The organism is Chryseobacterium subflavum (genome assembly GCF_055762745.1).
Genome location: NZ_JBVTMR010000002.1, coordinates 570,417 through 584,374, shown reverse-complemented (window position 1 = coordinate 584,374; position 13,958 = coordinate 570,417). Strand labels below are relative to the sequence as shown.

The window sequence follows — 13,958 nt, the reverse complement described above, 5'->3', positions numbered from 1 at the left end:
ACCTGCCATTACTGATCAGATTTGGAATATGCTTCCTTATCTAGGTAGTCTTGAAGCCCTTTTTAAAAGTTCTTTGTTGATCTCATTGATCAATTCCGGACCCTCATAAATAAATCCTGTATAAAGCTGGATAAGGCTTGCTCCTGCATCAAGCTTTTCAATTGCATCTTTTGCAGAATGGATTCCTCCCACTCCGATAATCGGAAATGCTCTACCGCTCTTTTCAGAAAGAAAACGGATCACTTCTGTAGATCTTTTAGTTAGTGGTTTTCCTGATAATCCTCCGGTTTCAGATTTATTCTCGGAACTAAGATTCTCGCGGGAAAGTGTAGTATTGGTTGCTATAACTCCCGCTATTTTAGTATCTTTTACAATATCGATAATGTCCAACAACTGATCATCGGATAGGTCAGGTGCTATTTTTAGAAGGATAGGTTTTGGATTGGCTTTTCCGTTATTCATTTGTTGCAAAGTTCCCAAAAGCTGAGTTAAAGGTTCTTTATCCTGAAGTTCGCGGAGGTTGGGTGTATTAGGCGAGCTTACATTAACAACAAAATAGTCTACATACGGAAAAAGTTTCTCAAAACAAATTTTGTAATCATTTACCGCTTCTTCATTAGAAGTTACTTTATTTTTCCCGATGTTTCCACCGATCAGTACATTTTTATTTTTCTTAAGCCTTTCAACAGCAGCATCTACTCCTTCATTGTTGAAGCCCATCCTATTGATAATGGCTGAATCTCCTTTTAAGCGAAAAAGTCTTTTCTTGTCATTTCCCGGTTGGCCTTTGGGTGTAAGTGTTCCGATTTCCACAAAACCAAAACCAAGATCAGCGAGTTCTTCAAAAAGCACTGCATTCTTATCAAAACCGGCTGCCAAGCCTACCGGATTTTTAAATTTCAAGCCAAAAACTTCTCTTTCAAGACGTTTATCTTCGATTGGTTTAGGAAAAAATAGTTTGGTGAGAAATCCAAAATTCTTAAGCATTGAAAATGTTAAATGATGAACTTCCTCGGGATCAAATTTGAACAGAATGGGTCTGATGATACTTTTGTACATTGAAAAAAAGTTTGACAAAAATACTCAAATTAAATTAATGGTCGTATTAACTTTTGATATTTTATCAAAAATGAAATTGAAACGGCAAAATATGAGAGGTTAAGAATACGAGCTCAAGTCGAAATTAAGAATGCCTCCTACTCTTTTAAACTCATCGTCTATCGTTGCATTTACCGTAATCCTTTCATTAGAAACTGGGTGATTAAAAACCAATTGATGGGCATGAAGCGTCATTTTGTTGATGCCAAATGTCTGAAGCCACAACTTGTTTTGTTTATTGCATCCATGCTTACGACAGCCTAAAATAGGATGCAGAATATGCTTAAAATGCTTTCTCAGCTGATGAAACCGCCCCGTTTCTGGAATGGCTTCAACTAAACAATATCTTGACGTCTGATGTTTTAAAAAAGGCAATTCTATTTCTGAAGTCTGTAAACGATGATAATACGTAACTGCTTTTTGCTTTACCTCGTCTTCATTAACTAAATCATAATCAATGGTTTCTTCTTCTTTTGCCCAACCACGAAGAATTGCGATGTATTTCTTTTCCACCTCCCGTGATGCAAACCGGTCACTCATTGTTCTCAAAGTTTCTTTATCTAGTGTAAACAGCAAAACTCCTGAAGTTTTTCTATCGAGACGATGCACCGGATAAACTTTTTGACCAATCTGCTTTCTCAGTTCCTGAATAGCATAAGTATCCGCTTCCCCGGAGTAAAAGGACTTATGCACCAGTAAACCGCTCGGTTTATTGATGGCAATAAGATGTTCGTCGCGATAAAGAATTTCTAACATGGAGCAAAAATAGAGGATTCTTATCTATTTACTCTTAACTGCTACGAAAATACTATGAAAATTTTATAGTATACATTATTCCTCAAATTTCAAATGCGTATTGAAAAAAGGTAACATTTGATTTTCAATTCGTCCGTTTTCTTTGCTAACCTCACTTCCATGTGTTCCGATATATTCTTCGGCTTCATGCTTTATTTTTAATATTTCAAGATTTTTGCTTAAACTCATACAGCTTGGTGGAATATGCTTAAGCTCATCATTTCGGCCCCAATCAAATTTTATCGCCTTCAGTTTTTTGATGTTTTCATATTGCGTGAAAACCAGCTCTGAAGTAGAATTTTTCTTGAGTTCGTCCAGGACAAGAGCGTCTATTTTCAGATCATCTCCCTGAAAATAAAATGGGAGATCAGCAAAAAAAGGAGGCTTATTCACATTTCCGTTATAAGCTCTGGCAATGGCAAAAATAATATTGGTTCTTGAGTTTTCAGGTTTTGAAAGATCCTTGACTTCTTTAATATTCTGTACGTTTTTATAAGATTCAATTTCTGTCAAAGCAAAATACCTGGCATCCAGAATTCCCGGAGATAAAGCGTATACAGATGAAAAAACATCCGGATGAAGAAATGCATTTCGAAGCGCTCCGTTTCCGCCCATAGAATGTCCTGAAATTCCGCGACTGTCTTTACTGGAAATCGTTCTATAATTTTTATCAATAAACTCCACCAGTTCAAGAGAAGTGAAATCGGACCAGTTTCCGGACGATTTCGAATTGGCATAGAAGCTTCCCTTAAAAACTGTACTTTCATCAGGCATAACAATAATTACAGGTTTTATCTTTTTTGCTTCGATTGCGCGGTCGATAATATGATTGATTCTATCACTGCCTACCAAAAGACTGTCATTCCAAAAAAAACCGTGTAAATAATATATAACAGGATACCTTTTTAAAGATTTTTCATAATCCGGAGGAAGATAGACTGAAATTCTCCGCTTAGGGTTTTCACCGGCTTTGTTATGAAGTGTTTTTGCGGTAATGAAAGTTGTTACCACTTTTCCTTCAGGTATTTTCTGGGCAGAAAACAGATGAACAGACAAAATAAAAGCCAAAAATATAAAACTGATTTTTCTCATCGTAAAATCTTTAATCAAAACAAATTTCGACAAATTGTCTCAAAATAAGACAATAAAAACAATCCTATTCGTATTTTCTTTCCAAAAAGATAGATTCTTAGTTCGCTAAAAATCAAAAGAGAAAGAAAATTTCTTTTTTAGCCGCTTTTTTTGTTGAATTTCATGATTTTGGAATCCAAATTCATATTTTTGCAAATCAGACGTAAAAAAATTATGGCAAAGCAAGAAGATGTTTTCAAGAAAGTGATTTCTCACGCTAAAGAATATGGTTTTATTTTCCCTTCCAGTGAGATCTATGACGGTTTATCCGCTGTTTATGATTATGGGCAGAACGGAGCTGAACTGAAAAATAATATCAAACAATATTGGTGGAAAGCGATGGTACAGCTTAACGAAAATATTGTAGGTATTGATTCAGCTATCCTGATGCACCCTACTACTTGGAAAGCTTCGGGCCACGTGGATGCATTTAATGATCCGTTGATTGACAACAAGGATTCTAAGAAACGTTTCAGAGCAGATGTTTTGGTTGAAGATTATTGTGCTAAAATTGAAGATAAAGAGAACAAAGAAATTGAAAAGGCAGCGAAAAGATTTGGTGATGCTTTTGATAAAGATCAATTTGTTGCTACAAATCCAAAAATTCTAGAGTACAGGGCAAAAAGAGAGGCAATTCTTTCCAGGTTGGCAAAGTCCCTTGAAAATGAAGATCTTGCTGATGTAAAAGCTTTAATTGAAGAGCTTGAAATTGCAGATCCTGATACAGGTTCCAAAAACTGGACGGAAGTAAGACAATTCAACCTGATGTTCGGAACAAAACTGGGAGCTTCTGCAGATTCTGCAATGGATCTTTATCTTAGACCAGAAACAGCTCAGGGTATTTTCGTTAACTTCTTAAACGTACAAAAAACATCACGTCATAAACTTCCTTTTGGTATTGCCCAGATCGGAAAAGCCTTCAGAAATGAGATTGTGGCAAGACAGTTTATTTTCAGAATGCGTGAATTCGAACAAATGGAGATGCAATTTTTTGTAGCACCGGGAACTGAACTCGAATTCTACGAACAATGGAAGCAAAAACGTCTGAATTGGCACCGTGCCCTAGGTTTAGGTGATGAAAATTACAGATTTCATGATCATGAAAAATTAGCGCATTACGCGAACGCTGCAGCAGATATCGAATTTAATTTCCCTTTTGGTTTCAAAGAACTGGAAGGTATTCACTCAAGAACCGATTTCGACCTCAAAGCCCACGAAGAGTATTCAGGAAGAAAGCTTCAGTTCTTCGATCCTGAAAGAAATGAAAACTATGTTCCTTATGTTGTGGAAACTTCAGTTGGTTTAGACAGGTTGTTCCTTTCAATCTTCTCTCACTGCCTTAAAGATGAAGTATTGGAAGACGGTTCGGAAAGAACGGTATTATCTCTACCTCCTGCGTTGGCGCCTATCAAAGCTGCTATCTTGCCATTAATGAAGAAAGATGGATTGGCTGAATATGCAGAAAATATATTCAATGATCTGAAATACGATTTCAATCTATTCTACGAAGAGAAAGATGCGATCGGAAAACGATACAGAAGACAGGACGCTATTGGTACTCCTTATTGTATAACAATAGATCACGATTCTCTTACGGATCATACGGTAACCATCAGAGACAGGGATACAATGAAACAGGAAAGAGTTCCTGTAGCAGACCTGAGAAGGATCATTGATGAAAAAACCAACTTCAGAAATTTACTTTCTAAAATATAAATACAGAGCCCTGATTTTTCAGGGCTTTTTTTATTGCTATCCCCTAATTTATTTTAAATTTGTTTAAGACAGATCTTAAACAAATGCTAAAATATATTATCGGCGGAGCTGCTGCAGGTGTAGCTTTTGCTTACCTTTTCGGATATGATTATTTATTCAGTGGAATTGCCAAAACTTATCTGAAAGGTAAATCAAGTGCCAACATTGACGACGGAAAACTGTTTCCCAGCAATATTATTTCCACAGAGTCTCCAAAGCTTTGGGAAGAAGATCCTGCTTATAACAAAAGTACTTTACCTAAAACAATCGTTGAAAACCTCATCCACTCCAATACAGCCTCTTTTTTAGTGATTAAAAATGGAAAATTGCTTCATGAGCAGTACTGGAATGGCTATAACCAGCTTTCTAAAACGAATTCTTTTTCTATGGCAAAAGCAGTGACTGTAATGCTCCTGGGAAAGGCTCTTGAAGAAGGTAAAATAAAAAGTATTGACGAAAAATTCTCCAGCTTTTTCGAAGATTTCAAAAACAAGGAATTAGGTAATCAGCTAACTCTTAAAAACCTGGCCCAAATGGAATCTGGCCTGGATTGGGACGAAGATTATAAAAATCCTTTTCGCCCTAATGCAAAAGCCTATTACGGAAGGAGTCTCTTAAAAGCTACTTTTTCAAAAAGATTTAAAGCAGAACCCGGGACACGGTTTGAGTATCAAAGTGGTTCTACTCAGCTATTGGGATTTGCCATAAAGAAATCAATAAACCAAACACTCGCAAGCTACTTATCTGAAAAATTCTGGACTCCTTTAGGCATGGAACAAAATGCCGAATGGAGTGTGGATAATAGCCGAATGGAAAAGACATATTGCTGTATTCATTCCAATTCCAGGGATTTTGCAAAGCTCGGACAGCTATTCCTGGATGATGGCAAGGTAGATGGTATCGAGGTTCTTAATTCTGATTTTATTGAGCTGATGAGAACCCCTACAAAAAAATCCGAAGACATCTATGGGATGGGGCTCTGGATTAATCATGACAATCCTGTTAAACATTATTATTTTCTTGGACTTCAAGGTCAGTATATCATTATGGTACCAGATCACAACATGGTTATTGTAAGAACAGGAAGCTATGAGAATTCTCCTAAAAATGACAGAGGAAGACCAGACCAGGTAAGATTTCTTGTGAACGAAACCGTAAAATTATTTAATTAAAAGGATCATGAAAAAATACAGCGCACAGGTTGATGAATATATCGAAAAATCCCCCGATTTTGCAAAACCCATCTTACGCTACCTTCGGGAAACGGTTCATGAGTTTTGCCCTGATGCAGAAGAGGCGATCAAATGGAAATTTCCTTCTTTTATGTACAAAGGCAAAATACTTTGTTCCATTACTTCATTCAAACAATATTGCAGCCTTGGATTTTGGCTTCACGGGGAAATGAAAACCATTGCAGAACTGGAAACGACAGCTGAGAAAACTTCGATGTTTAGCTTAGGTAAGATTACTAAAATAGAAGAACTCCCTTCAAAAGCTCTCTTGAAAAAAGCCATTCTTGAGGCTATGGAACTAACAGATATGGGAGTAACCATGAAAAAAGCACTTCCAACAAAAACAGAAACTGAAATTCCCGATTATTTCAATAAAGCTTTACAGCAAAATAAAAATGCTTTAAAAGTATTTGAATCAAAATCTCCATCTTTTAGAAAAGAGTATATCAATTGGATTACCGAAGCAAAAACTGAAGCTACAAGAAATAAAAGGATAGAACAAGCTCTTGAATGGATAGAAGAAGGTAAAGGAAGAAATTGGAAATATGAGAAAAAATCCTAAATCATTATCTTTTATCTATTTACGCATCTAAAAAATCATCTCTCAGTCACAGGCAGAGATGGAAACAGGCTATAAACTGTATTGCAAAACTTAATTCCACACCCGTTGAATTCATTCTAATATACGTCAAGTTTTGGCGCTATCCATATCTACTTTTGTTTTCTAAAAAGACTAAATTTTGTAATTATGGATAAAGTGACCTTAGAAAGAATAGAAAAACTTCACCCTCTGGTAAGAGCGGAAGTAAAGCAAATCATTAAAGAATGTGACGAAGCCCTCACCGGAAGAGCAAAAGTAAGAATTACGCAAGGTTTACGGTCCTTTGAAGAACAGGAAAAGCTCTATGCAATAGGACGAATTACCTCCGGAAAAAAAGTGACCAATGCCAAAGCCGGACAAAGCATCCACAATTATGGTTTGGCGGTGGATATTTGTTTGATGATAGATGGGAAAACAGCAAGCTGGGACACTGCAAAAGACTGGGATAATGACGGAGTAGCAGACTGGTATGAATGTGTCAAAATTTTCGCGAAGCACGGCTGGGATTGGGGAGGAAACTGGAAAACGTTTAAAGACCTTCCTCACTTCGAAAAAAAGAATTTTCCAACCCAAAAAGGGCTTGTAAAAACCACCTGGAAAACCCTTTCTAAAATGGCAAGGGACAAAGCCGGATATATTATTTTTTAATCTTTTTTATTGAAAATAATTATAATACGACAAGTTCTGTCGCTTTCTCCGCCTATCTTTACTTTACAAGAAAACAACAAAAGCAAACAAAGTCTGCATGATAAAAAAAATTGTTTTATCCCGAAGAATGACCCATGGTTTTGAATATTAAAGATTGTAAGTGTTCTATTAACAATTAATATCAACAAATGAAAAAGACAACCATTCTTTCTTTAGACGGCGGCGGAATAAGAGGCATTATCACCTGTATTATTTTACGCTATATAGAAGAGCAGCTCCAATATTATGATAAGCCCAATGCAAAACTTGGAGATTATTTTGATTTGGTAGCAGGAAGCAGCACGGGAGGACTAATCGCTTCAATTATTTTATGTCCCGATGAACATCGAAAAGCCAAATACTCTATTCAAAAGGGGTTAGAGCTGTATGCTGAAAAGGGGGGTAACATATTCCAGGTTTCTTTTTGGGAGAAACTTGTAAACCCTTTTGGATTGATTAATGAGAAGATTTCTCAGGAAGCACTTGAGAAAAATCTGAATGATTTTTTTGGACATCTTGAATTAAAGGAATTGATAAAACCATGCTTAATTACCAGCTATGATATAGAAAACAGAAGAGCTAAACTTTTTAATTCATGGGAAGCCAGCCTAAGTACTGATAATTTTTATGTAAAAGATGTTTGCAGGGCAACTTCGGCGGCACCCACCTATTTTAGTCCGGTCCAGATAAAATCGATGTACGGACAGCTTTTCAGCCTTATTGACGGAGGGATGTTCGCCAACAATCCTGCACTTTGTGCGTATGCCGAAGCAAGAAAAATTCCTTTTGCCGAAGTATTGAAAAATCACCAGAAAGCCAACCATCCCACTGTTAATGATATGATTATCGTATCAATAGGGACCGGGATTGAATCCCGAAGTTATTCTTTCAAAAAACTGGAAAAAGCAGGAAAAATCGGCTGGGTAACTCCTATAATTGACATTCTGATGTCTGCGAATGCAGAAACCGTAGATTATCAGTTATGTCAGATGTTTCAGACATTAGGGTTAAGAAATCAAAAAAATTATTATCGTATCAATCCTTCATTAAAGAATGCATCTCCGGCTATGGATAACGTAAGACGTTCGAATATTGAAAATCTGATCCAGGCTGGATTGAGCTATATTGATGATAACAGAGAAACATTAAATCAAATTGTACAGAAGCTCATTAAAAACAAAATATAAGCTTTTAAGCTTATATGATGTGATAATAAGCTTTAAAGCTTATATAGATAAATATTTGTTCTCAACAGAAATATTTTATAACACGACGAGTTTTGACGCCACAACTAATTATCTTTGAAATAACAAAATAACCAGGGAAACCAAGCAAACAACCTGCTTCACCCCTAAAATATCCCTATTAATTTTAATCCGTTTTTAGTTTCAGTTTATGAAAACTGAGCCAGGATATGTATTACCTATAGAATATTAGTCTGCTAGCACTACTATATATTATTAACCAATTAATAACCTTAACAATTTTAAATTATGGCAAATTTAGTACAAGAATTAAACAGTTTGGATTTCAGTGTTTATATCGGAGGACCGATGCAAGCAGCCATTAAAGCTCAACATGATGCCTCTATTTCACAAGTGGATTTCATCAAAGAAGTCGGGTTCTATCCGGAAGGACACCCTAAAGCAAAAGAGCTAAGATATGTAGATTTCAAATATAAGAAATCCGTACCTGGTGCAAATGATACGGTGACACAGTCTGAAGTTACCTTACAGGTGCCTTTTCTTTCCATGCTTACGATTCCGGCTTTGAGAATCGATGAAATGACCATTGATTTTAACGCAAAATTAAATTCAGTAGAAACACAGTCTGCTTCAAGTGAGTTTTCCGGAAGTGCATCCATAAGTGCAAAAATCTGGAAAGTAAAATTCAACGCTTCAGCTGCTTATAAGAAGACCACTTCAAGTACTTCTACCACAGAAAAAACATATACGTTGGGAGTACATGTAAAAGCTGTAAATGATGAACTACCCGCCGGTCTTGCAAAGATTATGGATATGCTGGAAGATGCTATTGTAGCTAATGCTGCTGCACCAACTGCTTAATCTCATTTATTCAGATGGCTGCCCGGGCAGCCATCTCTTTTAAACTTTTAAATATAAAAAACTTATTATGCCAAAATTGAATGAATATTTGGGAGGAATTGTTTCTGAAATTGCTTCTGCCAGAAAAATGGCAGACCTCAAAACAGTACAGATTGCAAAAGAATACGCACAAGACGACCTACTGAAACATTTTTCCATTCCAAGAATGAAAGTCGGAACTGTGGATCTTACAATACCTTTCGCTACGGCAGGCAATTCACCCATCATGGCCTTTAGAGATTTTGCTTACGACGAGATTATTAAAATAGCTAAGACCAATTACAATCCTTCCGATATTAAAAGCGATCAAAGCCTAAGGGCTTTTCTGGTGGATCTTGAAGTTTATTATAATGATGCTATCAAAAAAATACAAGACGATAATACTTCTATCATTACCGATTCACAAATACAATATTTTGATCCAATTCCCAAATATACACTGGAATTCTGTCAATCGTTGCCCAATTTCAGCTGGAGGCAAACAGACCCTCAGTTTTTCCAGCAGAGTATCCTGAACAGAGTTGTTCGGGAAGCAAGGAAAATCATAGAAAAGATCGACGATTACGAAATTATTGTGGAAGCAAGTAGACTGATGGAACTGGATGCCAAATGCCTGATCTATGCTAAAATGAGCGTAAGTGAGGCTGGTATGGAATGGTCCAGGTATGAAGACATTAACGGAAATATTATAGAAACCTTAATTCCTGAATAATATGGTAAAGAAATCACAATTCATTCTGGTTTCCCAGTTAAAGGATAATCTTCAGGAGTTTCCTTTGATCGTTACTGCATTAGAAAAAAAGGAACCTTTCTTTATTGAAAAAACATTATCATGGCTAAAGTCTGTAGAAGAGATTTTTTCCCATAATAATATCAGTGAGGTTTCTGAAATTGCAGGATTCAGAAGTAAAATCCTGGCAGCTAAATACAGTGATGAAAGAGGTTTTAACACAAAGAAAAACCAGATAAAAATTGCAGCCAACCTTCTGTATGATGCACAAAACTGTGTAATTCAGGTTTTAGCACCTCACGAAGGGAAAATGAATGATTGCAGGGATATCACAAAACAGATACTTACCATAACAGCACAAAAAAAAGGACTGCAGTATACCAAGGAAATAGACTTCAATGATTTTGTTCAAAAAGTGTGGTGGTATATCCTTTCCGATGCGGACCTAAAACCCGGAGGAATCAAACTTAAATCAATGCTTTCAGAAATGGACATTAGTATGCTGATTGCCGATGAAATAGATCTTGAAGATTTCTCCTAATCTAAAAAATAGCTCAATTCTTTTGAGTTATTTTTTTTAATACGTCAAGTTTTGTCGTCCCCTCTTTCTACTTTTGAATCATAGACCAAGGCACAAAAAAACAATCTTTAAAAACTTTCAAAAGCCATTGAATTCAACATTAATTAATGCTGAACAGCCTAAAATATGTTCAATCTTTAAAACACACGACATGGAAACACAAAATCACAATCCAGATATAATTTTTGATACCGATCTCTACACTATAGAGTGGAGTGACATCGAAAATGTGGAGATAGATTATGAAAACTATCTCAATGATATTGAGCTCTTTTTCAAAGAAGATTTTGAGAATGAGAACCTCGAAGACGATATTTATTTATAAACCTTGTTAGTTATGAAGTTCCGTTGCTATCTGATAATCTCACAGCTCCATAATACCTTTTAAACACCAATCATCATTATTGGATAGCCGGAACTTTTTACCTTTTTAGCGTTCAGAAAGAAATGATTACAGAAACTCATTTAAAAAAAACAAAAATACGACATATTTTGTCGCATTAAGAGCATATATTTGTATTATAAAACTTTAACCGTGAAACGCTTGCGTTCCATTTGAAATAACTGACTGGAAAGCTTTAAATAAAATTAACCCGAATGAAAAAAGATTTTTACTTAACAAGATATGCTCTGATTATTAAAAAATTAGAAAGTGCTCCTGCGACCTATTCTCAGCTGGAAGACTATCTTTTAAATTCTTTTGAATTTCAGGACGCTGATATTAAGAGTTACTCCATCCGTACTCTTCAGAGGGATATCCGTGAGATATCTGATCTTTTTAACCTTTCTATCCATAATAAGAAGAAAGGTGATAACCGTTATTATATAGAAAGCCGTCCCACGATGGAAGTGGATGAGTATAACCAGAAACTCCTGGAATCCTTTCAGGTAAGTAATGCTTTAAATGTTCATCCGGATTTTTCAGGATACATCTTTTTTGAATCCCGAAAACCAACGGGTGTAGAGCATTTCTATGATCTTTTCTTTGCCATTCGTAATAAACGTGTCGTTTCTTTTGAACATTACAATTATAAAAATAAAGTCATGACATCAAGAAAGGCACACCCTTTAGCATTAAAAGAATCTAAAGGCAGATGGTATCTCATTGCTATAGATACCAATGATAAAGCACTTAAATCGTTTGGACTCGACCGGATCAATTATCTGGATGTAAGTAAGACCAAATTCCGGGAAAAATATCGTTATAACTTCCGCGAATATTTTAAAAATGCATTCGGGGTTATGAATTTAACAGAACAAAAACCTCAGAAAATTACATTGAAATGCTCACGTCATCAGGGAGAATATATCAAAAGTTTTCCGCTTCACCAATCTCAAAATGAGATTAAAGAAACTCCTGAAGATATATACTTTGAGTTCTTTTTGCATCCTACTTATGATTTTATGCAGGAAATCCTTTCTTACGGAAAAGAGGTAAAAGTCCTTGAACCTAAATCTTTAGTTGATGAAATCCGCAATCATCTGAAAGAATCATTAAACAGCTATCTGGAAGACTAATAAAGGTTCATTTTGAATTAAGTTTTTTTGACTATTTTTACATAAATATCCACAATTTGAAATCTTTTTTACTGTTATTATGCTGTTTTTGTTCTGCAACATTCTTCTCTCAGCAACGGGAAGAGTTTAAGCAGGTAAAAAACTATTATAATCAGCATCGCAGTATGCTGAACACTGAGTTCAGAAAAAAGTTTGATGCTGAAACCGGTAATTTTCAAAAAGCAGCCATTAAGCAGGATTTTATTTTTTTTATGAAAAAAATGGATAGTATAGAAAATGTTGCGTTAATCGGAGCTCTATTAAGAGTAAAAAATACTGAAGACCTCAGCAGAATCCGGTTGGAAAACAGAATGGCACCCCCCGAAAAGGCTCCGGAAATCTTTCCCATTACAGACAAATCAGCAGATTATCCCGGCGGTATTAATGCTCTGAGGCAAGAGGTCGCCCATTTGTTCTATATTGATGGAGTTTTCTCAGAAGAGAAAACAGTAAAAGCCAATGTTGCTTTTATCGTGGAGAAGGATGGCACTATCAGCAATGTAGAAGCACAGGGCGATAATTTCACTTTTAATCGCCAGGCTCAGATTGCATTGTATTCTCTTTCAGAAAAATTTTCTCCAGCAATCATCAACGGTGATCCCGTTAGATATCGTTTTAAACTTCCACTAACTATGACTATTGAATAACGTGAAGAAGTACTGTACTTTTTATCTAATTTTATTATTCTCTTTTTATTATTCTCAGCAGACGGAAGGACTTCGAATAATTAAAAATAAATACGCTTCTGAATTTGAAAAAATAGAAAATGCATCCGAAAGTTCTATTATCCAAAAACTATCTAAGAAGCAGTTGAATGAATTTATAGTAAAAAAGAATGCTGCTATTTCAGTCTTAGAACTTAAAAGAAATAATGAGTATTTAGAGGAGCTTACGAGGATTAAACTTTATGAATCTACTCATAAATCTGATATCCCTTCTGTTAAAAAGTTAGACGAAAAGGGAGAGATTGTGGCAGAATATTCTAAAGGAATCAATCAGTTTAAACAGGAAATTTTAGATAATTTTTATGCTGGCACTATTAATGCGGATGGAAAAATCAGTTGTATAGTAAATTTTATTATTGACAAAGATGGGTCCATTGTTGAAGTAAAAGGAGTCGGTGATAACGAGGATTTTAATAAACAAGCTGAACTTGCGGTATATTTGTCTGATGGCACATGGGAACCAGCAAGGATTGATGGTTACACTGTAAGATACAGGATGCGTCTTCCCCTAACAATTCAATTTTAATTATATGTTTACTGACGAATACTTTATGAAGATGGCTTTCCAGGAAGCAGAGCTGGCTTTCGAAAAAGATGAGGTTCCGATCGGCTGTGTAGTCGTTTCCAATAACCGTGTTATTGCAAGGGCACATAATTTAACCGAAACCCTTAATGATGTAACGGCTCATGCAGAAATGCAGGCGATTACGTCTGCAGCAAATTTTTTAGGAGGAAAATACCTGATCAATTGCACACTGTATGTTACTTTAGAGCCTTGTGTCATGTGTTCAGGGGCACTGGCCTGGTCACAAATATCCAAGGTAGTTATTGGCGCAAGAGACGAGCAAAGAGGCTTTATCAATAAACACCTCAGCCTCCACCCCAAAACTGAAGTGGTTACAGGAATTATGGAACACGAATGTTCGGCAATCGTTAAAGAGTTTTTCAGATCAAAGAGATAA

General features: G+C 35.8%; 16 protein-coding genes. 13 read left to right on the top strand and 3 right to left on the bottom strand.

What is annotated here, in order from left to right; genetic code table 11:
- Positions 1–36: 36 nt before the first annotated feature.
- The 3 genes from AC0INN_RS12030 to AC0INN_RS12020 form a co-directional block, all read right to left on the bottom strand.
- Positions 37–1,059 carry a quinone-dependent dihydroorotate dehydrogenase gene (locus AC0INN_RS12030; protein ID WP_273650398.1) on the bottom strand — a complete coding sequence of 341 codons (1,023 nt, stop codon included), beginning with the start codon at positions 1,057–1,059 and terminating at the stop codon, positions 37–39.
- Positions 1,060–1,158: 99 nt separating this feature from the next.
- Positions 1,159–1,854: a pseudouridine synthase gene (locus tag AC0INN_RS12025; protein ID WP_273650397.1), complete on the bottom strand. Its 696-nt coding sequence runs from the start codon at positions 1,852–1,854 to the stop codon at positions 1,159–1,161.
- 75 nt (positions 1,855–1,929) lie between these two features.
- On the bottom strand, positions 1,930–2,985 hold the full coding sequence (locus AC0INN_RS12020; RefSeq protein WP_306613382.1) for an alpha/beta hydrolase: 1,056 nt from the start codon (positions 2,983–2,985) through the stop codon (positions 1,930–1,932).
- Between the two features lie 213 nt (positions 2,986–3,198).
- Between AC0INN_RS12020 and AC0INN_RS12015 the strand changes: the two genes are divergently transcribed.
- The 13 genes from AC0INN_RS12015 (at position 3,199) to AC0INN_RS11955 (ending at position 13,958) form a co-directional block, all read left to right on the top strand.
- The gene (locus tag AC0INN_RS12015; protein WP_273650394.1) at positions 3,199–4,740 is read left to right on the top strand and encodes a glycine--tRNA ligase; all 1,542 of its coding nucleotides are present in this window, start codon (positions 3,199–3,201) and stop codon (positions 4,738–4,740) included.
- Positions 4,741–4,823: 83 nt separating this feature from the next.
- Positions 4,824–5,951, top strand: a complete 1,128-nt coding sequence (locus AC0INN_RS12010) for a serine hydrolase domain-containing protein (protein ID WP_306613381.1) — start codon at positions 4,824–4,826, stop codon at positions 5,949–5,951.
- A 7-nt stretch (positions 5,952–5,958) separates the two neighbouring features.
- Positions 5,959–6,573, top strand: coding sequence for a YdeI/OmpD-associated family protein (locus AC0INN_RS12005; RefSeq protein ID WP_306613380.1), 615 nt, complete (start codon positions 5,959–5,961; stop codon positions 6,571–6,573).
- Positions 6,574–6,759: 186 nt separating this feature from the next.
- Positions 6,760–7,260 carry a M15 family metallopeptidase gene (locus tag AC0INN_RS12000; RefSeq protein WP_273650391.1) on the top strand — a complete coding sequence of 167 codons (501 nt, stop codon included), beginning with the start codon at positions 6,760–6,762 and terminating at the stop codon, positions 7,258–7,260.
- A gap of 188 nt (positions 7,261–7,448) precedes the next feature.
- The gene (locus AC0INN_RS11995) at positions 7,449–8,486 is read left to right on the top strand and encodes a patatin-like phospholipase family protein (RefSeq protein ID WP_273650390.1); all 1,038 of its coding nucleotides are present in this window, start codon (positions 7,449–7,451) and stop codon (positions 8,484–8,486) included.
- A gap of 306 nt (positions 8,487–8,792) precedes the next feature.
- On the top strand, positions 8,793–9,365 hold the full coding sequence (locus AC0INN_RS11990; RefSeq protein ID WP_172282092.1) for a DUF2589 domain-containing protein: 573 nt from the start codon (positions 8,793–8,795) through the stop codon (positions 9,363–9,365).
- A 67-nt stretch (positions 9,366–9,432) separates the two neighbouring features.
- Entirely contained in the window at positions 9,433–10,116 is a 684-nt protein-coding gene (locus AC0INN_RS11985) for a hypothetical protein (RefSeq protein ID WP_306613379.1), read from the top strand.
- Between the two features lies 1 nt (position 10,117).
- Positions 10,118–10,675 (top strand): hypothetical protein, encoded by a 558-nt coding sequence (locus AC0INN_RS11980; RefSeq protein WP_306613378.1) that lies wholly within the window; start codon positions 10,118–10,120, stop codon positions 10,673–10,675.
- A gap of 190 nt (positions 10,676–10,865) precedes the next feature.
- Positions 10,866–11,039 (top strand): hypothetical protein, encoded by a 174-nt coding sequence (locus tag AC0INN_RS11975; protein ID WP_306613376.1) that lies wholly within the window; start codon positions 10,866–10,868, stop codon positions 11,037–11,039.
- Between the two features lie 272 nt (positions 11,040–11,311).
- Positions 11,312–12,232 (top strand): helix-turn-helix transcriptional regulator, encoded by a 921-nt coding sequence (locus AC0INN_RS11970; RefSeq protein WP_306613375.1) that lies wholly within the window; start codon positions 11,312–11,314, stop codon positions 12,230–12,232.
- 56 nt (positions 12,233–12,288) lie between these two features.
- Complete coding sequence (locus AC0INN_RS11965) at positions 12,289–12,918, top strand: energy transducer TonB (RefSeq protein ID WP_306613374.1); 630 nt, start codon at positions 12,289–12,291, stop codon at positions 12,916–12,918.
- Positions 12,911–13,522 (top strand): energy transducer TonB, encoded by a 612-nt coding sequence (locus AC0INN_RS11960; protein ID WP_306613372.1) that lies wholly within the window; start codon positions 12,911–12,913, stop codon positions 13,520–13,522. The genes AC0INN_RS11965 and AC0INN_RS11960 overlap by 8 nt, the downstream gene beginning before the upstream one ends.
- A gap of 4 nt (positions 13,523–13,526) precedes the next feature.
- On the top strand, positions 13,527–13,958 hold the full coding sequence (locus AC0INN_RS11955) for a nucleoside deaminase (protein WP_273650386.1): 432 nt from the start codon (positions 13,527–13,529) through the stop codon (positions 13,956–13,958).